We start from the raw sequence: 20981 nt of genomic DNA, 5'->3' as shown, positions 1-20981 counted from the left end.
TGCCGGCATACGCTCAACCCCCGCCCCGGTAGCACCGGGTCGGGGGTTGAAACGAGAGTATTACATGCGCTCGGGTGCGCTCACACCCAGCAGGTTCAGGCCGTTAGCCAGCACCTGCTGTGCCGCGTTGTTCAGCAGCAGGCGGGTACGGTGCAGGTCGGTGACCTCTTCATCAGCCTTGGGGGCCACGCGGGAGACGCCGTACCAGCTGTGGTAGGCCGAAGCGAGCTGCTCCAGGTAGCGGTTCACGCGGTGCGGCTCGTAGAACTTCGCGGCATCACGCACAGCAGCGGGGAACTGGCCGAGTACAGCCAGCAGCTCGCCGTCAGCAGCCGAGTCGAGCAGGGAGGTGTCCACGCCGTCCTCAACCTTCACGCCAGCCTCCGCGGCGTTACGTGCCACAGCGGCGGTACGTGCGTGAGCGTACTGCACGTAGTAGACCGGGTTCTCGTTGCTCTTGGAGGTCAGCAGGCCCAGGTCAATGTCGATGGGGGTGTCCACCGAGTAGCGGGTCAGCTCGTAGCGGGCCGCGTCAACACCCACAGCCTCGACCAGGTCCTCGAGGGTGACCACGGTGCCGGCACGCTTGGACATGCGGACGGGCTTGCCGTCCTTGACCAGATTCACCAGCTGACCGATCATGACCTCAATCTGGTCGGCGCGGTAGCCAAGAATCTGGGCGATAGCCTTCAGACGGCCCACGTAGCCGTTGTGGTCAGCACCGAGCATGTAGATCGCCACGTCGGCGGGGTTTACTGCACGGGTCATCTTGTCCTGGTAGTAGGCGATATCGCCCGCCACGTAGGCGTGGTTGCCGTCAGACTTAATGACCACGCGGTCCTTGTCGTCGCCGTAGTCGGTGGTGCGCATCCACCAGGCGCCGTCAGCCTCGAAGAGCTGACCGTTCTCGCGCATGGTCTCAAGCAGGGCGTCCACCTTGCCGCCTTCGAACACGGAGTTCTCGTGGAAGAACACGTCGAAGTGGGTGCCGAATGCCGCCAGGGACTCCTTAATCTGATCGAACATCAGGTGAGTACCGATTTCGCGGAAAATCTCTTCGGGGTTCTCAGCCTCAAGCGCGTCGGGGCGCTGAGCCAGAATCTGGTCCTTAATGTCAACAATGTACGCGCCAGCGTAGCCGTCCTCGGGGGTCTCCTCACCGCGGGCAGCGGCAATCAGGGAGCGCACGAAACGGTCAATCTGGGTGCCGTGGTCGTTGAAGTAGTATTCACGCACGACGTTAGCGCCCTCAGCCTCAAGGACGCGGGCGAGCGCATCACCGACGGCAGCCCAGCGGGTGCCACCCAGGTGGATGGGGCCGGTGGGGTTCGCGGAGACGAACTCAAGGTTGATGGTCTTGCCGGCGAACTTGTCGCTGCGGCCGTATGCTTCACCAGCCTCAACGATGGTGGCGGCAAGCTCACCGGCAGCTGCGGCGTCCAGGGTGATGTTCAGGAAGCCGGGGCCAGCAATATCTACGGATGCAACACCGGGGATGGCGCTAATCTTCTCTGCCAGAAGAGCTGCTGCCTCACGCGGGTTCTTGCCCACCTTCTTGGCGAGCTGCAGAGCGACGTTGGTTGCCCAGTCGCCGTGTTCACGGGACTTGGGGCGCTCCACTCGGACGGCGGGCAGTTCAGCGCCCTCCACGAGGGTCAGCTGGCCGGAGGAAATGGTTTCTTCAAGGGCAAGCGCAATGGCTTCGGAGAGTTCTTCAGGAGTCATAACAAACTATTCTAGCAAGCCTTGGCAGGTGCCTGACCCTTTATCTAGTGCATATCTGATACCATAGGTGGGTTGCCTCTGTAGCTCAGCGGATTAGAGCACCAGTTTCCGGTACTGGGGGTCGAAGGTTCGAATCCTTTCAGGGGCACGATGTTCTTATTCGAGAGGGAACACGGGAGCCGATATCCGAGGCGTATTGTTCGGGTATCGGCTCCTTTTTATTTAACAACTCAACTTTATTGAGCCACCCACCCTGTTGTGCATAAAGCCTGCGCCGGGCGACCGTTCCCGCCAGCTCCCTCTTCAACCTCAGAGGGTGGACACTACCCGCCTGCCTGTTGTGGCAACGCTAACAGCCTTGAGAGAATGGGAAAACGCGCACACCCGTCACATCAGCACGGCTTCAAGCCACAACAGCGGAGGTAACCCGATGACCACCATGCGCCAGATTCAGCTCACCGAATGGGGCGACGAAAGCGTTCTGCACAAAGCAAACGTACCTATCCCCTCGCCGGTGCGCGGTCACGTGCTCATCAAGACGGTTGCCGCCGGTGTCAACCCGATTGACCTAACCACTCGCAAGGGTCTGGGTCCCGCCGCTCAGCTGGCAGATCCGTCGTACAAGCCCTTCGTTCCCGGCTGGGATGTTGCCGGCACCGTGGTTGCTACCGCCGGCGACTACACGGGTTTTAAGGTGGGCGACGGCGTATTTGGTCTTGTTTCTTTTCCCTCCCCCGCCGGTGCGTACGCCGAGTATGTTCTCGCCCCGGCGCATCAGCTGGTGAAGGTGCCCGCCGATGTTCCCTGCGCGCAATTGGGTGGCGCTCCCCTGGCGGCGCTGACCGCATACCAGGCGCTTTTCGAAGTGGCACGACTGAAGGAAGGTGAGCGCGTGCTCATTCACGCCGGTGCCGGAGGCGTCGGCCACCTCGCCGTTCAGTTGGCGGCGCAGGCTGGCGCTCAGGTTTTTGCGACCGCCTCCGCGGCTAACCACGAGTTTGTGCGCTCACTGGGTGCCCAGCCTATTGATTACCGCACCGAGGATTTCCGTGCCGTACTGGGCCAGACCATGGACGTGGTGCTCAATTCCACCGGTCAGCAGACCTTCCTCGATTCGCTGGAGGTGCTGGTTCCCGGCGGCCGTATTATCACCCTGACCAGCCCCGATCCGCTGGATGTTGCGCGTGAGCGCGGCTTCGAGGCGCAGTGGCTGACGGTTCACCCGGACCGCATGCAGATGCAGGAGATTGCCCGCCTCATGTCCCTGGGCCTGTTGAAGGTACACGTGGATCAGGTGCTTGATTTTTCGCAGGCTGCGCAGGCTCATGCCCTGGTTGCGACGGGTCGCACCCGCGGCAAGATCGTACTGGTTCCCTAACGAGGTGCTGATTCATGCAGATTTCTGAGAGCGCGCCGAATGTAGAGGGCGCGATGGACGCTGAGGACGCACTGACCACTGAGGGCACGCCGAATGTTGAGAGCGCGCAGACGGTTGAGGACGCGCCGACCGTTGAGAGTACCGAGTACCGCTCCGGTTTTTACCGCGAGGCGGGCTTTTACGATGCCCACTCACTACCCGACTACGGCGTGCAGTCGCCGGTAACTCGCGAGGCGTTCGCCTACGATTTCTTCCCCGCGACAGGGGATATCTCTTCCCCCGCCCCGCTACTGGTGTGGGTTCACGGTGGCGCCTGGCGCTTCGGCACCAACCAGGCCCTACGCGACACCGTCCTGCGCACCCCTGGCGGGGAGCAGCCCAATACCCAGGCGCTCATGCGCGCCGCTTTTCAGCAGGCAGGCTGGGCGGTCGCGTCCATCAACTACCGGTATTCACATCAGGCACTCTTCCCGGGCGCCCTGCACGACGTGAAGGAGGCGGTGCGTTTCTTCCGCGCCAACGCGCACGAGTTCGGTATTGACCCGCAGCGCATTGCGGTAGCGGGCGGAAGCGCCGGCGGGCACCTGAGCATGATGGCTGCACATACGGGAGATTCCGCCGCCGGTGACTCTGCATCTGGGGATTCTGCATTTGGGGATTCCGCGAGCGCACCCGAGCACGACGAATACTATGAGGGCAGGGCGGCGAGCGCCTACCCGTCCCATAGTTCGCAGGTGGCGGCGGCGGCTTCGTTTTACGGGGTTAGCGATTTAAGGACCATCTTCACCGATCGGCCCCTGGCTGGCTACGCTCTCGACCACCCCGAGGATGACGGCGCCGAATGGCGGCTGCTGGGAAGCACCCACCCTGTCCCCGCTGACGTGTCTGCTATCGACGCTTCCAAGGGCGAGCGGGCGGTTCCGGGTGTCTGCATCGAGCGTGCCCAAAAGAACTGGGAGCGTGCGCATCCTATTGATGCGGTACGCCCCCAGAAACGAGTGAATAAGATCGAAAGTGCCTCTGCACAGGGTGCGAGCGGCGGCGCCACTGCCCTGATGCTTGTGCACGGTATTAGTGATTCGTGTGTGCCGTACCAGCAATCGGTGCGGGTGTATCAGGCGCTGCGCACGCGGCAGGTGCCTACCGATTTGGTGCTGGTTCCGGATGCCGAACACGGGGATTCGCGCTGTTTTAGCCCCGACATTGTTCAGCAGATGCTGCTATTTCTCAACCGCGCTGTTCAGTTCAACCGCAGCGTGTAGCTCAACTGCGGCGTGTAACCTGAGCGGTTCGACAGGTTAGCGAACGCGGCGGTTCACGTATTCGTGCTCAAGGCGGTAGCGTTCGAGGTCATCAAAAGCAACGCGACGGTGCGTGTTAATGCGCTCGAACGGAATATCTCCGCGCTCCAGCAGGCGAACAACGGTCGGGCGGGATACGCCCAGGTAGTCTGCCGCCTCCTGCGTGGTCATGAGGCGGTCCTGGCGTACCACGCAGACGTCCTTACGGTCGGCGAATGCGCGCGCTACGGAGGTGAGGGGCCCGTACATTTCGGGAGAAATCTGTACGCGCTCGCCGTCGCCGGTGACCAGGTAGAGGGTTTCTTCGGCGCTGAGGCGGTCGAAGTGGGTGCGCAGACTCGCGTGAACGAGGGCTTGGAAGAGCTCTTCGCAGCGGTGGTGAATTTCTTCGTGCTGTCCGTCTTCGCAGCAATCCAACACTGCAACACGTGTTGCCGGGTACGTCTTTGGTGATGGCATAGTCACTCCTTCGTTACTGTGTTATTCACCACTGTAGCAGTTGAACGAAACTATCGAAAGAAAGTTAAGAAGCGCAGTTAATTCGCATCTACGGCGCATAAAATTCAGATGAATAATTATTAACTCTCTTAATAGCATTTGATGTCATTTATTGTACATTAACTGCTCTCTTGGGGCCTGTATTCCGCCACCGCCCACCCCGGGGTTCCCGCGAACAAACCCAAATATGACAAACAAAGCACACCCCAAGCCCACCGCAGGCAAGGCGAGTACACTGGATAGGATATGTCTGAGCAGAAATCCACGAAGAAACACGCAGATACTTCTAAGGCCCCCCGCACCGCCCCCACCATGGCGAGCATGGCCGCCGCAATCCACGCGGCAAAGGTACGGTCCTCTGAAAAAGCCGGCGAAAAAACCGCAGATAAAACTACTGAGAACAACGCGGTAAAAAAGGGTGCACAGAAGAGCGGCGCCCAAAAGAAGGGCGCGCAGAAGAACAGCGCCCAGAAGAATAACGCAGACCGCAAGAACTCCTCCCGCGGCGCCTCCGAACGCAACTCCAACGCCTCCCGTTCCAACCGACGCGGAGGCGGCACCAACCGTGCCCGCAAGCAGGGCAACCAGCAGGGCGACAGCAAGGGCAACCAGCAGGGCGAACGGCAGAACCACCAGGCACCGCGCCACTATGAGCCGTTTATTCCCGAGGTCATCACTTACCCCGAAGAACTACCCGTTAGTGAGCGCCGCGAGGACATCATGATGGCCATTCGCGAGAACCAGGTCGTCATTATCGCCGGCGAAACCGGCTCCGGTAAGACCACCCAGATTCCCAAAATGTGCCTCGACCTGGGCCTGGGAGAGAAGGGCCTGATCGGCCACACCCAGCCGCGCCGCCTCGCCGCACGCTCCGTGGCCGAACGCATTGCCGAAGAACTCGGCCAGAAAATCGGTGAAACCGTCGGCTACCAGGTACGCTTCACCTCCGAAGTCGGCGAACACAGCGCTATTAAGCTCATGACCGACGGCATCCTGCTCGCCGAGATCCAGAATGACAAGCTACTACGCCGCTACTCCACCCTTATTATCGACGAGGCACACGAACGTAGCCTGAACATTGACTTCATCCTTGGCTACCTCAAGCGCATCCTGCCGCAGCGCCCGGATCTGAAGGTCATTATTACCTCCGCAACCATCGACCCGGAACGTTTCGCGCGCCATTTCTCCCCCAGCTACGTGCCGGGCAAGGGTATCGTCGATGAAAACCTCAGCGCCGAAGAACGCGACATTGCCGAGGCTATCCTGCCCGACGACGCGCCGCCCATTATCGAGGTCTCCGGCCGCACCTACCCCGTCGAAATCCGGTACCGTCCCCTCGAAGGCGACGAGTTCTACCTGGACGACGAGGAAGTGGCCGAGGACCGCGACCCCACCGACGCAATCCTCGACGCCATTAAGGAGCTCTCCAAGGAAGCGCCCGGCGACATCCTCATCTTCTTCTCCGGTGAGCGCGAAATCCGCGATGCCAAGGATGCTATCGAGGCGATGGTCGCCAAGTCGCCGCGCCTAAACTACGAGGTGCTACCCCTGTACGCCCGCCTCTCCCTCGCCGAGCAGCACCGCGTGTTCTCCCCCGGTTCCCGCCCGCGCATTGTGCTCGCCACGAACGTTGCCGAAACCTCGCTGACCGTGCCCGGCATCAAGTACGTCATCGACACCGGCACCGCACGCATCTCCCGCTACTCGGCACGCACCAAGGTTCAGCGCCTGCCCATCGAACGCATCTCGCAGGCAAGCGCCAACCAGCGCTCCGGTCGATGCGGCCGCGTCAGCGACGGCATCGCAATCCGCCTCTACTCCGAGGAAGACTTCAACTCGCGCCCCGAGTTCACCGACCCCGAAATTCTGCGCACCAACCTCGCAGCCGTCATCCTGCAGATGATCGCAATCGGCGTGGTCCGCGAGCCCGGCGACATCTCCCGCTTCCCGTTCGTGCAGCCGCCCGCATCTCGCGCCATCAACGACGGCGTGAACCTGCTGCGCGAACTCGGCGCGCTCACCGAACGCCCCCGCCAGCCCCGCAAGGGCCGCGGCAATAGCGCAACCCTCACCGCCATCGGCCGAGCCATGGCGGCATTCCCCGTGGACCCGCGCCTGGCCCGCATGATCATCGAAGGCGGCCGCCGCAACTGCGCCAAGGAAATGATGGTGCTCGCCGCCGCCCTGACCATCCAGGACCCGCGCGAACGCCCCGCCGACGTGCGCGCCGAAGCCGACGCGATGCACGCCCGCTTCGTCGACGACACCTCCGACTTCTCCTCCTTCTTGCTGCTCTGGGACTACATCAACGAGCAGCAGGCGGCGCTGTCCTCCTCTCAGCTGCGCAAAATGTGCCACCGCGAATACATCAACTACCTGCGCATCCGCGAATGGCAGGACCTCTTCGCCCAGCTGCGCGAAATGGGCCGAACCGCCAACATTCACGCCAGCGGCGGTCGCGATATTAACGCCTCCGCGCACGAGGTAGACATCCACAAGAGCCTGCTCACCGGCCTGCTCTCGCACGTGGGCGTCAAGGAAGAACGCGAGAAGGACTCCAAGGGGCGCACCCGCGGCCCCCGCGAATACCTCGGCGCGCGCGGCACCAAGTTCGCAATCTTCCCCGGCTCCGGCCTGTTCAAAAAGAGCCCCGACTGGGTGCTCTCCGCCGAACTCGTCGAAACCTCCCGCCTGTGGGCGCGCACCAACGCCTCCATCGACCCGCAGTGGATCGAAGAAATCGGCAAGCACCTCATCAGCGTGCAATACTCCGAACCGCACTGGTCCCTCAGCTCCGGCGCGGCAGTCGCCTACGCCAAGGGCACCCTCTTCGGCCTGACCATCTACGCCGACCGCCCCGTGCAGTACGCCCGCGTAGACGCCGCCGCAGCCCGCGAACTGTTCATCCAGTCCGCCCTCGTCGAAGGCCAATGGCACACCCAGCACAAGTTCTATCTGCGCAACCAGCGCGCCCTCGCCGAAGTCGAAGAACTCGAAGCACGCCTGCGCCGCCGCGACCTGCGCGTAGACGACTCCGTACTCTTCGCCTTCTACGATGCCCGCATCCCCGCCCACGTGACCGATGTGCGCGCCTTCGACAAGTGGTGGAAGCAGGCACGCCTCGAAGACGACAACTACCTGGACTTCAACCCCGAAAAGCTCATCAACGAGGAAGCCGCCGACTACGACGACTCCCAGTTCCCCCGCCAGTGGGTGCAGCGCACCGACAGCGGCGAACTGACCCTCGACCTGCGCTACGAATACGCCCCCACCGCCGGCATCGGAGGCGCCCGCACCGACGCCGCCAAGCGCGACGGTGTAGCAGTCCAGGTACCCATCCTGTTCCTCAACCAGCTGAACCCCGAACCGTTCCGCTGGCAGATCCCCGGCCTGCGCCACGAACTCGTCACCGCGCTCATCAAATCGCTCCCCAAGGCGATCCGACGCAACTTCGTACCCGCACCCGACGTGGCACGCGCCGCCTGCGCCGCCCTGGAAGAGGACTACTCCCCCGCCACCGACGAGCTCATCCCCTCCCTGGCACTCGTACTACGCCGCCTGCGCGGCGTCGTTGTCGAGCCCGAAGCCTTCAACTGGGACGCCGTGCCCGAACACCTGAAAATGGGATTCCAGGTGCGCAACGCACGCAACAAAATCCTGGGCGAAGGCAAGGACCTGCGCGCCCTGCAGCAGCAGCTCCACAAGGAGATTCGCGGCGCCCTTGCCGACTCCCTCGGCGCATCCGACGACACCATGGCAAAAATGGTGGCGCTCGCGCAGGGCGGATCAGGCAACTCAGGCGGTTCGGGCAACTCGGGCAACTCCGCGGCTTCTGCCAAGAAGGGCGCGAAGAACGCTCAGAGCGGCACCGCCCAGGTAGCCGATGCGCACGGCTCGCAGGTACGCGAAATCAGCGGCCTCACCGAATTCCCCGCCGACCTCTTCCCCAACGGAGAAATCCCCCGCAAGGTACAGCGCATCATCGCCACCCAGGCAGTCAACGGCTACCCCGCCCTCGTCGACGAAGAAACCAGCGTAGGCCTGCGCATCTTCCCCACCGAAGCCGAACAGCTCCACGCACAGCGCCGCGGCATCATCCGCCTGCTCCAACTGCAGGTACCCTCGCCCGTACGCTACGTGAGCGAACACCTCTCCCACAAGGAGAAAATCGTCTTCACGCAGAACCCGCACGGCTCCATCGACGAACTCATTCGCGACTGCACCGTCGCGGCACTCGACCACCTCGTGCCGCACACGCCCATCTTCACGCACGCCGAATACAGCGAACTCTACGAGCACGTGCGTGCCGAACTCATCGAGACGGTCTTCGACGTCACCAAGCTCGTCGCCGAAATCCTCTCCGAAGCCACCGCGCTGAAGAAGGCCATCAAGAAGGCAACCTCGCTGACGACCATGCACGCCGTCTCCGACGTGAAGGCTCAGATGGAGAACCTGGTCTACCCCGGATTCGTGGCGAAAACCGGCTACGACCAGCTGGTTCACATCCCGCGCTACCTCAAGGCCGCCCAGGTGCGCCTGACGAAGCTCGGCCCGAACCTGCACCGCGACAACCAGCTCATGCTCACCGTGCAGGACCTGGAAGACTCCTACGATAACGCGGTCAAGTCGCTACCGGCAGGCACCATCGTGCCGGATGCGCTCCGCCGCGTGAACTGGATGATTGAGGAGCTACGCGTCAGCTTCTTCGCCCAGGAGCTTGGTACCGCCTACACGGTATCTGAGAAGCGCATTGCGAAGGCTCAGCGTGAGGCGCTGGACGCTATCAAGCGCTAATTCCGGGAATACAGTTAGTTGCGGACGGCGGTACTCGTCCTCGCTCCTACTCAGGTGTAGGTGCGCCGCATGTTTCCTCCGCGCCTACGCAGGGGCACCCGTCACCCGGACGCTCCGTCCTCTCCTTGCTTCGCTGCGGAGAGCGTCCGGGGTGACACCCTGAGGGCGCTTCCGGAAAACACGGCTGCACCTGCAGCACAAGCAAAGAGCCCCCACACGAGGTAATCGTGTGGGGGCTCTTTGCCGTTCACAGCGCAAGCTAAGCCGGGAACCTAGCGCGGAAAGGCGGTGTCGTCCGTAGCGACATCAGGGTGCCCGAGCTCTGCGAGGGCGGGTGCCCCTGTAGGAGCGAGGACGAACACCGCCTCTCAGCGGGAGAAGCGTTTAGGCAGCCGCCTCGCAGAAAGTTACCGTCACCGAACCGTTACCGCGCTCGCGCATCCACTGCGGCGCGTTCTCAGCCGAAACAATCGCACCCTCGCTCACGGACGGTGCAATGTACGAGCCGCCCGCGCCACCGGCGCCGCCCTGCATCGTGTAGCCGATGCCCTGACGCACGCCGGTCGGGCTGTTCAGCCACTTCTGGGTCAGCACAATCGAGGAGACGGACTGTGCCGCGCCGGAACCGCCGCCTCCGTAGCCTGCGCCGCCACCGCCGGACACCACGGACTGGTAGCCGTTGAAGTTCTGCGCGTACGCACCCTCATCGTTGTAGACGTCCAGGTCCCAGCTGCGGTCCTCGTAGGTGCCCTTCTCGTGCACGCTGGCGGGGTTCTCATCCAGCTGGTAGGAGTACGCGCCCGCACCGTCGCCGCCGTTGCCCGCGAAGCCGCTCGTGCCCACGTTGCCGGCGACGAACTGGCTGAATAGCATCTGGTTGTTGGTGGTTCCGAAGCCGATGATGGGGCCGCTTGCCGGCAGGGTGCCTGCCGCGCCACCTGCACCGCCCACGCCCGCTGCGCCGCCGGAACCGGAGTTGTAGGTCAGGACCTTAGAGCGTTCAGCGTTGTAGACTTCGTAGCCGGAGGTGCCGTTGGAGCCTGCCGCCGCGGAGGCGCTACCCGCCGCGTCGAACTGCGGGGATGCATCCGAACCGAGGGGTGCCACACCGGCGTCGATCTGGCCGTTGAAGTTGGAGTACCAGGGGTCTGCGTAGGACACGCCGGAGGTGGTCATGCCCGCGCCGCCACCACCGCCTGCTATAGCTACGACGACGCCGTCGATAAGCAGTGCGGAGGAACCGCCGCCGGATGCCGCGTACGCCTGGGTCTTGGAGTTTGCCGGGTTGGGGTATTTGGCGTCGACCTGCGCGGTGATGGTGGCGGGGATGGTGTAGGCGGGTACGGAGCCGCCGTTGCCGTAGCCTTCACCGCCTGCGGTGGGGGTGAGGGAGCCGTCACCAATACCGCCTGCCGCGGCGATAATCTGCACGGTGGAGCCGGGGGTGACGGGGATGATGCCGGTGACCTTCGCGCCGGAGCCCGCCTGGGTCATGCGGTTGTTGGTGCCGCCCGCGCCGCCGACCAGTTCGAAGCGGAGCTTGTGGACGTTGTTGGGCACGGCGAAGCTCTGCACGGTTTTGGCGCCTTCGTCGGTGCCGGAAATGCTGTACGCCGGGCTAGCTGCCAGGATGCAGTCGTTAGTGGCGGCCACGGATGCTGCGTAGGAGGGGATGGTTGCGGAGGCGGCGACGACCGGTGCCGCCCAGGCTGCACCGGCGACGAGCTTGCGGCGGGTCAGGGATGTAGACATGGTATGCCCTTTATTCAGGTGGGGTGATGCGTTTGCGGTGCGGAAGCGGGAGCCTGAAAGTCTGTGCCTCTGCGCCGAGGAAAAGCATACCTTGAACCTCAGCTTTAACATAAATCCCTAGCTCGAGCACGGTATGGGAGCTCTTGGGCATCTCGCGCCGCTCCCTTCCTTCGCTCCTGCAGGGGAACCCGCCACGCCCGGACGCTCCGCTTCTCCTTGCTTCGCTGCGGAGAGCGCCCGTGCGGGTACCCTGATGTCGCTTTCGGAAGGTGCGGCTTTATGCGAGCCGCAGGTTCCGTCCGCGCACGCAACGCCAGCAGAGGGTCTGCAGATTATCGGGCTCGTTATTGCCACCTTCGGATAGCGGGACCTTGTGGACAACCTCTAGGATGAGGATTCGTTCACGCATGATGGAGTTGCCGCATCCGGGGTTTTGGCAGGTGTAGTTGTCGCGTTCTTTGATGCGTTGGCGTAGCTGGGCGGTCATGAGGGTGCGTTCGCCGCCTTCGGGCCATGCCCAGCGGATTTTGCGTTCGAGGGTTTCGGAGAGCGCGTCGAGGGTTGGGGTGTCGAGGGTGACGGTGACGGCGCGGTTTTCTTTGCCGCCGGGTGAGGCGTATTCGAAGCGGTAGATGGGGTACGGCACGGTCAGCCCCACGTGGCAGACGTTGAGTTTGTTCCAGAACTCGTCGGCGTAGATCTTGGTGATGAAATGGGGCGGGTTGATGTGTGCGATCATGTCGTCTTCGCGGCGTCGCACGTTGTCGACGGCGGTTTCGAGGCGCGCGATATCGTCGGAGAGGCGCTGCACGTCTTTGAGGGTTTGCAGGTCGGCTTCGATGTGGAAGTATTTGGTGAGGCTGCCGATGGGGTCCCGCTCGGCTTCGAGAACGACCTGTTCGGATGCCTTGTAGACGTGAGGGTGGCGTTCTTCGGGTTTCTTCTGCAGCAGCGTCTTCCAGGTTTTGGGCTGCTGAACCTCGACGGTGGCGAGGTGGCTGTACATGCCGTTGGTGGAGGTGCCGAGTTCGTAGATTCCGTGCGTGTAGATGTCGTGTACGTAGCTGGCGATTTCGTTGTATTCGCTGGCGAGTGTGGCGGTGCGTTGGCGGTGCGTCTGGAATTCGGGGGATGCGAAGTACCGGTTTTTGCGGATGGTCAGGACAATGCCCACGATGACTACGATGATGACGACGCCGAGGATGACGTACCAGAGGGAGAAGGCGAAGCATACGGCGAAGAAGACGCCGAACCCTTTGAGGGAGGATTTCACGGGTGTTCCTTTGCGATACGGCGGTGTATCTGTGAGTGTAGATTTCCTCCATTAGGGTATCGGAGGTAGGTTCGGCTGACAAAGCCGACTCGGCGGAGCCAGCAGAAGACTGAGAAGGCGACAGCCCCCTCCCCCTCCAGTTCGTTATACCGGTATCGCGCACCCAAGCCCTGCCCTTACTGAACCGGGGTCGAGTGTTTTTCCTACGGGGCGGAGGGATGGTGTCCTCCGTCGTGACATCAGGGTGCCCGAAGCGAAGCGAGGGCGGGTCCCCTGTAGGAACAAGGAGGAACACCATCCCTCCGCAAACCAAGAAAACCAAAAGGTTAAACACAAAAGCCCTGATTCCGAAGAATCAGGGCTTCATTTGTGCGCGATACTGGGATCGAACCAGTGACCTCTTCCGTGTCAGGGAAGCGCGCTACCGCTGCGCCAATCGCGCTCACAAAACAGTTGTTTTGTTGCGAGGTGAGGACGGGATTCGAACCCGCGTACACGGCTTTGCAGGCCGCTGCCTAACCACTCGACCACCTCACCGCATACGCTCCACGAGGGAACGCGTTCGAACTCTTGGAGTCCTTACGAGCGGTTGACGAGACTTGAACTCGCGACATCCACCTTGGCAAGGTGGTGCTCTACCAACTGAGCTACAACCGCATATCAGCGTATTCAATTTGAATCATTCCATTGGAGTTTTTCGCTCCGTCGTGCTGACAGGTAAATACTATACGGGGTTTTTGAGTGTTTGCCAAATCCTTTGCAGATCATCTTGTGTTCCGCGTGTTTCCGGGGCAGAACGGGGTATTTGGGCTCGTTTTTGAGGTGCGCGAGTAAAATTTATTTTCATGGTGCCGGTCACATTTTTGGGGTTTTGGGGTGGTTACTGTTCCCGTGAGGGCAGCGGCGGGCACACGATGTCCGCGAAACGTCCGCAAAATTTTTCGCAAGGACACGAAAAGGAGGGGCGGGGAACCATGTTCCCCGCCCCTCCCCTATGAAATTCGCATCAGAAATCCGCACCGACAAAAATGCCGGGCTCATGTTTTTCTGGAATCTTTTTATAGTTCTTCGAAGAAGAGGCGCTCGTAGACTTTGCGGGCGTTGCGAGTTTGGCGCAGATAGTCCTCTTCGAGGGCGCGTGCGCTACCGGCGGGGTATCCGCACCAGCGGGCGATTGCTTCCAGGTCGGCGCGTCCCGAGGGTAGGGTGTCGGACTGGCGCACGCCGCGCAGTACGTTGCCGCCGCGGATCTTCGTGGCGAGTAGCCAGGCGCCGCTGAGGATTTCAGCGTCCGCGGCTTCGACCAGCCCCGCCTCAACCGCGGCGTTCAGCGCCTTCAGGGTGGAGGTGGTGCGCAGCCCGGGCACGGCGTGCGCGTGGCGCAGCTGTACGAGCTGGACCAGCCATTCCACGTCGGAGAGTCCGCCGCGGCCGAGCTTGAGCTGGCGGGTGCGGTCGGCGCCGTGAGGCATGCGTTCGTTTTCCACGCGCGCTTTCATGCGGCGAATCTGCTGTACCTGTTCGGGTTCAAAAGCTGCCAGGTAGCGGTACGGGTCGATGAGCTCCACGAAAGCACGTCCGAGCGCCTCGTCGCCCGCGATGGGGCGGGCGCGGGTGAGCGCCTGGAACTCCCAGGTTTCCGCCCAGCGTTCGTAGTAGGAGCGGTAGGAGTCCAGCGAGCGCACGATAGCGCCCTGCTTGCCTTCGGGGCGCAGGTCGGCGTCCACTTCGAGGGGCCGTTCGGCGCGAATGGCGGGCTTGACGGGCTGTTTGAGGAGCGCCAGGGTGCGGTTGACGATGCGTGCCGCCTGTTCCTGTGCGGCGTCTTCGTCGGCCCCGTCGAGGGGTTCGTGAACGAACATGACGTCCGCGTCGGAGCCGAAGCCGTTCTCGGCGCCGCCGAGGCGGCCCATGCCGATGACGGCGATGCGGGTGAGCAGCTTCTCCCCCGCTGTCGCCTCAGCTTCGGCGGGTTCGGCGCCTTCCGGTGCCGTTTGGAGTTCACGCAGGGCAATCTGCAGCGCCGCACCGATTGTGCACTCGTCGATGGCGGCAAGACCGGCGCAGGTGTCCTCAACGTCGACGATGCCCAGGGTCCAGCCCATGGCGGTGCGCAGGGTTTCGCGGCGGCGCAGGTAGCGCACGGCGCGCATCGCCTCGGCGGCGTCCGCGTGGCGTGCCAGCAGGGAGGAAATCTCGGAGGCGAGCGCTTCCTCCCCCAGCGGTTTGAGGTCGGCGACCTTGTCCAGCCAAGCGATGGAGGCGGAGGCATCCTCGAGCAGGTCGGTCATGGGGCGCGAGCTGGAGAGTAGCTGGCTGAGGCGTTCGGCGGCTGCGGGTGAGTCGCGGAGCATGCGCAGGTACCAGCTGGTGCTGCCGAGCGATTCGGAAACGATACGGAATCCGAGCAGGCCGGCGTCTGCGTCCACGCCGCGGGCGAACCAGCCCAGCAGCACGGGCATGAGGTGCCGCTGAATGTCTGCACTGCGGGAAAGACCCGTGGTGAGCGCCTTGATGTGACGCATGGCGCCGCGCGGGTCGCGGTAGCCGAGGGCTGCAAGACGGTCCTGTGCCGCCTGTTCGCTGAGTACCACTTCGTCGCGGCTGAGCGTGGAGACGGCGGCGAGCAGCGGGCGGAAGAAGATTCGCTCATGCAGTGAACGGACGTTCCGTTTAATTTTCTGCCAAGCCTTGAGCATCTGCTCGGCGGAGAGCGTGCCGTTGCGTTCCGGGGAAAGGATCGAGCGGGCGAGGGCGCGCTGTTCGGCGTCCTTCTCGGGCATCAGGTGGGTGCGGCGCAGCTGCTGCAGCTGGATGCGGTGCTCGAGCACGCGCAGCTTCTTGTAGTCGCGGCTGAATGCTTCGGCGTCGGTGCGGCTAATGTAGCTGACGGCGGTCAGCGCCGCGAGGGAATCCACGGTGGATTTGGTGCGCACAGCGGGGTCGGTTCGACCGTGCACGAGCTGCAGCAGCTGCACGGTGAACTCGATATCGCGCAGGCCGCCCGGGCCCAGCTTAATCTGGCGGTCCACCTGGTTCGAGGGAATATTGTCGGTCACCCGGGCGCGCATCGCCTGCACGGATTCCACGAAGGATTCACGGGCGGCGGACTCCCACACGAAGGGGTCGATTGAGCGGGCGTAGCGGGCGCCCAGGTGCGCCGAACCGGCGATGGGGCGCGCCTTGAGCAGCGCCTGGAACTCCCAGTTTTCCGCCCAGCGCTTGTAGTACTGAACGTAGGATTCGACGGTGCGAACGAGCGGGCCGTCCTTACCCTCGGGGCGCAGGTTCGCGTCGACCTCCCAGAGGGCGGGTTCGGGTGCGGGGCCCATGATGGCGCGGGTGAGGGCGTGCACGAGTTCCGTGCCGATGGTGGAACATTCGTTCTCGGTGAGCTTGAGCGGGGCGCTCTCCCCCTCTGCCCCGGCGTTGGGCGCAGCGCCAGCGGCGGCGGGTTCTACGGGCGCAACCACGTACACCACATCAACGTCAGAGATATAGTTCAGCTCGCGAGCACCGCACTTACCCATACCGATAATCGCCAGGTCCAGAGCGTCTACGGCTTCGCCTCGGCGAGGAGCCGCCAGGCCGGGGCCCAGCCCCTCCGCCACTTCGGTGCGTGCGATGGCGAGCGCACCCTCCAGCGCAGCGGCAGCCAAATCGGCGAGGTGACGACCGATGGTGGGCATCATTTCGACCGGGTCTTCACAGCACACATCGAGCAGGGCGATGCGCGCCAGGGCGGCGCGGTAGGCGACGCGCAGGGTCACGTAGCCGTCTTTGCCGGTCTGCTCGGCGGCAGCGCTCGGACGCTCCGCGTGAGGGTCGGCACCGAGGGCGGTGAGGATGTCGCGGCGGTAGGGGGTGTCCAGCGGTGCGATGGGGGTCAGGAATTCCCCGTCGGTTTCCGGCAGAATCGACGCCGGGTGCTGGGAGCGAATCAGCGCGCTCTCAGCCGGGTACACCTGCGTGTCGAAGAGCGGGTCAATGTGTTCGGGGCGGCGGTAGAGAAAATCGCCAATCGCCTGGGATGCGCCGAGCAGTCGGTACATGCCGAATTCTTTGTCGCCGCGGTTGGCGCGTTCGGCGACCGCCGGGTGCTTCTCGATGAGACGCACGAGGGCGGGCAGGGCAATATCCGGTGAGGGTGCGAGGCGCAGCCCGGCAAAGAGCGCATCCTGCGAGACGTGCTTCAGTTCGGGTGCGTTGAGCCAGCGTTCTGCCTTGGACGGGTCGTGGAAGCCGGTGGCGATCATGCGGGTGCGCAGGCGTAGCTGGGCTTTGCGTTCGGCTTCGGCGCGTTGCTCGTCGTCGAGTGCGTCGGGGGCGATGTCGGTGAGCGGTTTGGGTTCTTTGGCGGGGTCGATAATGCGGATGAGCCCGGTGGCCGGGTAGTGGGAGCTGTCAGTCATAGCGTGAGAACCGTGGGTAGAGAACTGTGGGTGGAGAGTAGATCCGGGGCGGAAAGTATAAATTTCGGCGGCTAAAAATCGGCGGTGAACGGTGCAGCCAATAGGTGCATTTGATAGACCTGTGGGCGGTACCCGCCGGCGTGTTACCGGTAGCGGATACCGCCCTGAGGCTGTCAGCGCTCACTCATCCTATGAGGAGGTGAGAGGATCCAGCCGTTAGAGGATTCCGAGGTTGTGCTTGAGCTCGTACGGGGTCACCTGAGCCTGGTACTGGTCCCAGTCGGCGCGCTTATTGCGCAGGAACTGCTCGAAGACCTGCTCGCCCAGAACCTCCGCCATGAACTCGGATTCTTCGGTGATATTGATGGCTTCACGCAGGGACGCGGGCAGCGGGTTGTAGCCCATGGCGCGGCGTTCGGCGTTGGTCATGGCGGCGAGGTCTTCGGTCACGGCGGGCATGAGCGGGTACTCGTTTTCGATACCCTTCAGACCGGCGGCGAGAATCACCGCGTAGGCGAGGTACGGGTTCGATGCCGAGTCCAGGCCACGGTACTCGATGCGGGCAGACTGCATCTTGTTCGGCTTGTACAGGGGCACACGCACGAGGGCGGAGCGGTTGTTGTGGCCCCAGGAGACGTAGGAGGGTGCTTCGCCGCCGCCCCAGAGGCGCTTGTAGGAGTTGATGAACTGGTTGGTGACCGCGGTGAATTCGGGGGCGTGCTTGAGCACACCGGCAATGAAGTGGCGTGCGGTCTTGGACAGCTGGTATTCGGCACCGGCTTCGAAGAATGCGTTGGTGTCGCCTTCGAAGAGGGAGAAGTGGGTGTGCATGCCACTGCCGGCGTACTTGGTGAAGGGCTTGGGCATGAAGGTTGCGTACATGCCGAGCGAGTAGGCGACTTCCTTGATGACGGTGCGGAAGGTCATGACGTTGTCGGCGGTCTGCAGGGCGTCGGCGTGGCGCAGGTCGATTTCGTTCTGGCCGGGGCCGGTTTCGTGGTGGCTGAATTCGACGGAGATGCCGACTTCTTCGAGCATGGTCACTGCCTTGCGGCGGAAGTCCTGCACGATGCCGCCGGGGGTGTGGTCGAAGTAGGATTCGTGATCCACGGGCACGGGGAATCCGTCGGCGCCGAGCTTGGAGGATTCGAGCAGGTAGAACTCGATTTCAGGTGAGGTGTAGCAGGTGAAGCCCATCTCCGCGGCCTTGTTGAGCACGCGCTTGAGCACGCCGCGGGTGTCGGAGGCGCTAATCTCACCGTCGGGGGTGAGCACGTCGCAGAACATGCGGGAGGTGATGTCTTCCTCACCGCGCCAGGGCAGAATCTGGAAGGTGGAGGGGTCGGGTTGTAGGAGCATGTCGGATTCGTAGACGCGGGAGAAGCCCTCGATGGAGGAGCCGTCAAATCCCAGGCCCTCGTCGAAGGCACTTTCTACTTCAGCCGGTGCGAGCGCCACGGATTTGAGGGTGCCGACCACATCGGTGAACCAGAGGCGGATAAAGCGGATGTCGCGCTCTTCGATGGTGCGCAGTACGAATTCCTGTTGGCGGTCCATGAGTTGCCCTCTCGGTGCGGGCGCGCATCCGCGTGGTACCCGTCTGTGGGTGGCGGAGGCGCGCTAAATTTGCTGCCGAGGCGCGGAAAGGTCCTGCATGTCCCTTGGGGTTCCAAGGGGTTGCGGCGGGTTGTGTACCAGCGGTGCTGGCGCCTCCTTGCCCCGGCGTGTGTCCTGTTGTTATCTAGCCTATCGGGTTCTGCTGTGTGGCGGGTGGGCGGGAGGTTTCGTTTGTGTAAATTCTCTTTTCGTGTGCCGCGGTAGCTCAGATTCTGGGCGGTACCGAGGCCGCTCCCCCACTTTTCTGCGGTGCGGGTCTAGGCTTTGTTCAGATACCTAGCAGATGACGGTTCGCGGGGCGTGGTCGGGGTTGCCTTGCGATAATGGGGGTATGCTACATTCCGTTCTTCTCTCATCAGCTTCGCAGGCGTTACCCGCACAGGTGGCGCCCGCACAGATTCCTCTAGCGGCAAGCACGCTGGTTGCTGCTGACCCCACCGGGCTTGAGTGGCTGCTACTTGTTGCTGCCCCCATTGTTTTCTTGGTGTTGTATCTGGTCTGTCTTTTTGTTGTTGCGGTCTTTGGCCCGACCGTCATGAAGAATAACAAGACCGGTGGTGCGACCTACCTGCTGGACCGCCCCTCCCGTGTGGCGTTTAGGGTTCGCACTTTGGCCTTGTGGGCGCTGGTTGGTGCGTTTGTGGAGTTCATTTGGACCGGTTACACGGGCCGTTTGGGTTCGAGCGCGGCTATTCCGGTCATTATTTTTAGTTGGTCGTGGAAGTACACTTTCTTCTTCCTGCCGCTTCAGGTAATTCGTTCCTGGTATGTTCACGCAAGCCGCGGCAAGTATGATGCGCTGTCGGCTGAGGGTGCTCAGCGCCGTGAGAAGCTGAACCGTAAGAGCGCTTACGAGGTGTCGAAGATGATGCAGCGTAACCCGCAGCAGTTCGCCATGAATAAGGAGCTGCATACGCTGGCGCGCGGTCAGAAGATTGCGGGTGTACGTCCGTTCCAGAATCTCGACGAGGCGGGCAAGAAGCGCCGCACGAACTATACGGTGGAGCTGGCTGTGGCGCTCATGCAGGCGCGTGCCATGAACCCCGGCAAGCTTCCGTCGGAGGCGTTCGGTGAGAGCATCCTGGGTATGGGTGTTGGCATTACGTCTGATCGGGCGGTGGAGCAGACCTGGTTGACTCTGTGCACGGAGCGTGTCAACGCGCCGGATGCGCCGAACTACCCGGATTCGCTGTACCCGGTGGCGGCTCGTTTTTCGCTGTTTACCACGATGTCGCTGTTGCAGCCGGTGATGGGCCGCCCCTATTCGCCGTTTACTGCGCCGGATGCTCGTCGTTTCGTGCCGCGTGATTTCTCGGCGGATACTGTGCTATTGAAGGCTGAGGAGCTGGGCAAGAAGGCTTTGGCGCAGAGCGCTATTTTCCGTCAGATTCATGAGCGTCTTCTGCCGTTGCATCAGCAGCAGCCTCAGCTGGTGGACGGCCGCGCCCTGGCGTATTGCGGTGCTCTGCTGGTAAGCGTGGCGAAGGCGGAGGCGGAGAGCCAGCGGTTGACGCACCAGATTCTGGCGACGGCGGCTTCTGAGCGTGGCATCCTGTCTTTTGGCGTGTTCTCGCAGATTTCTGAGGATTATCAGTGCGTTCAGCGTCTGCTGAATCTGATGGTGAAGGCTACCGCGGACGTTGAGCGTTTCATCAACGCGGTGGAGGCCCTGGTGCAGATGCATTCTGGTCCGGTTCAGCCTTCCGGCATTACCTACGAGAAGGTGCAGATGGAGTACATCGCTGCTCTTCTGGACGTTATTGTCTTCTCTTCGCACGCCCCGCTTGCCGGTTCTATTCAGGCGTCTTACGCCCTGCTGAAGGCAGACTATGAGGCGTTTACTTTCAACACCACCGATGAGCTGAGCCGTAGCTACTGGCTGCAGTACGCGAAGAACGCGGTGAACGCCTGCGATACGGGCCTGTCTCAGGGCTATGAGGGTTTCTTCAATAACGATGCAGCGCTCCCTGCGTGGGAGTCCTACGCGGAGGACGTCGTGAAGGAAGTCTGCACCTATTCGATCATGCAGCTGTACTGGGATGCGCTGGTGCAGCAGGCGCTCATTCAGCGCGATTTGCCGCGTGAGTTTAGTGATGCTTCTTCCGCTATTCCGGAGATGATGAATAAGAACGCCGCTGCGTCGTTCCCGACCTACTACATTAACCTCATCTGGAACTAGGCATAGTTGTTCCCTCGGGGTGAGCGGTACGCCAGGTTGGAGCCGTACAGGG

10 protein-coding genes and 4 tRNA genes are annotated in these 20981 nt (G+C 62.6%); 5 read left to right on the top strand and 9 right to left on the bottom strand.

What is annotated here, in order from left to right; all coding sequences use genetic code 11:
• Positions 1-60: 60 nt before the first annotated feature.
• Positions 61-1725 (bottom strand): arginine--tRNA ligase, encoded by a 1665-nt coding sequence (gene argS, locus ROTMU0001_RS01655; protein WP_005506491.1) that lies wholly within the window; start codon positions 1723-1725, stop codon positions 61-63.
• 74 nt (positions 1726-1799) lie between these two features.
• Here argS and ROTMU0001_RS01650 point away from each other — a divergent pair.
• The 3 genes from ROTMU0001_RS01650 (at position 1800) to ROTMU0001_RS01640 (ending at position 4365) form a co-directional block, all read left to right on the top strand.
• A tRNA-Arg gene (locus tag ROTMU0001_RS01650) sits at positions 1800-1873 on the top strand.
• 282 nt (positions 1874-2155) lie between these two features.
• Complete coding sequence (locus tag ROTMU0001_RS01645; protein WP_005507785.1) at positions 2156-3103, top strand: NADP-dependent oxidoreductase; 948 nt, start codon at positions 2156-2158, stop codon at positions 3101-3103.
• 14 nt (positions 3104-3117) lie between these two features.
• On the top strand, positions 3118-4365 hold the full coding sequence (locus ROTMU0001_RS01640; RefSeq protein ID WP_005507784.1) for an alpha/beta hydrolase: 1248 nt from the start codon (positions 3118-3120) through the stop codon (positions 4363-4365).
• 36 nt (positions 4366-4401) lie between these two features.
• On the opposite strand, the gene ROTMU0001_RS01635 is transcribed toward ROTMU0001_RS01640, so the two are convergent.
• The gene (locus tag ROTMU0001_RS01635) at positions 4402-4863 is read right to left on the bottom strand and encodes a helix-turn-helix domain-containing protein (protein WP_005506503.1); all 462 of its coding nucleotides are present in this window, start codon (positions 4861-4863) and stop codon (positions 4402-4404) included.
• Between the two features lie 285 nt (positions 4864-5148).
• Here ROTMU0001_RS01635 and hrpA point away from each other — a divergent pair, with 285 nt between their 5' ends.
• A complete protein-coding gene (gene hrpA / locus ROTMU0001_RS01630; RefSeq protein ID WP_005507783.1) occupies positions 5149-9696 on the top strand; it encodes an ATP-dependent RNA helicase HrpA in 4548 nt (1515 codons plus the stop codon).
• Positions 9697-10080: 384 nt separating this feature from the next.
• Here the strand turns inward: hrpA and ROTMU0001_RS01625 are convergent, their stop codons facing one another.
• The 7 genes from ROTMU0001_RS01625 to glnA all read right to left on the bottom strand — a co-directional run bounded on the left by ROTMU0001_RS01625 (position 10081) and on the right by glnA (position 18690).
• Positions 10081-11448, bottom strand: coding sequence for a hypothetical protein (locus tag ROTMU0001_RS01625; protein WP_005507782.1), 1368 nt, complete (start codon positions 11446-11448; stop codon positions 10081-10083).
• 277 nt (positions 11449-11725) lie between these two features.
• Positions 11726-12721: an HNH endonuclease gene (locus tag ROTMU0001_RS01620; RefSeq protein WP_005507781.1), complete on the bottom strand. Its 996-nt coding sequence runs from the start codon at positions 12719-12721 to the stop codon at positions 11726-11728.
• A gap of 370 nt (positions 12722-13091) precedes the next feature.
• A tRNA-Val gene (locus ROTMU0001_RS01615) sits at positions 13092-13163 on the bottom strand.
• A 24-nt stretch (positions 13164-13187) separates the two neighbouring features.
• Positions 13188-13258, bottom strand: a tRNA-Cys gene (locus ROTMU0001_RS01610).
• A 47-nt stretch (positions 13259-13305) separates the two neighbouring features.
• Positions 13306-13378: transfer RNA gene (locus ROTMU0001_RS01605), tRNA-Gly, on the bottom strand.
• Between the two features lie 401 nt (positions 13379-13779).
• Positions 13780-17133 carry a bifunctional [glutamine synthetase] adenylyltransferase/[glutamine synthetase]-adenylyl-L-tyrosine phosphorylase gene (locus ROTMU0001_RS01600; protein WP_005507779.1) on the bottom strand — a complete coding sequence of 1118 codons (3354 nt, stop codon included), beginning with the start codon at positions 17131-17133 and terminating at the stop codon, positions 13780-13782.
• Positions 17134-17349: 216 nt separating this feature from the next.
• Positions 17350-18690: a type I glutamate--ammonia ligase gene (glnA, locus tag ROTMU0001_RS01595; protein WP_005507778.1), complete on the bottom strand. Its 1341-nt coding sequence runs from the start codon at positions 18688-18690 to the stop codon at positions 17350-17352.
• Between the two features lie 391 nt (positions 18691-19081).
• On the opposite strand from glnA, the gene ROTMU0001_RS01590 reads away from it, so the two are divergent.
• Positions 19082-20929, top strand: coding sequence for a hypothetical protein (locus ROTMU0001_RS01590; RefSeq protein WP_044141970.1), 1848 nt, complete (start codon positions 19082-19084; stop codon positions 20927-20929).
• Positions 20930-20981: the final 52 nt, after the last annotated feature.

The organism is Rothia mucilaginosa ATCC 25296 (assembly GCF_000175615.1).
Classification (GTDB): domain Bacteria; phylum Actinomycetota; class Actinomycetes; order Actinomycetales; family Micrococcaceae; genus Rothia; species Rothia mucilaginosa.
Note: the sequence above shows the minus strand (reverse complement) of the source record. Positions and strands in the feature narration are given on the sequence as shown.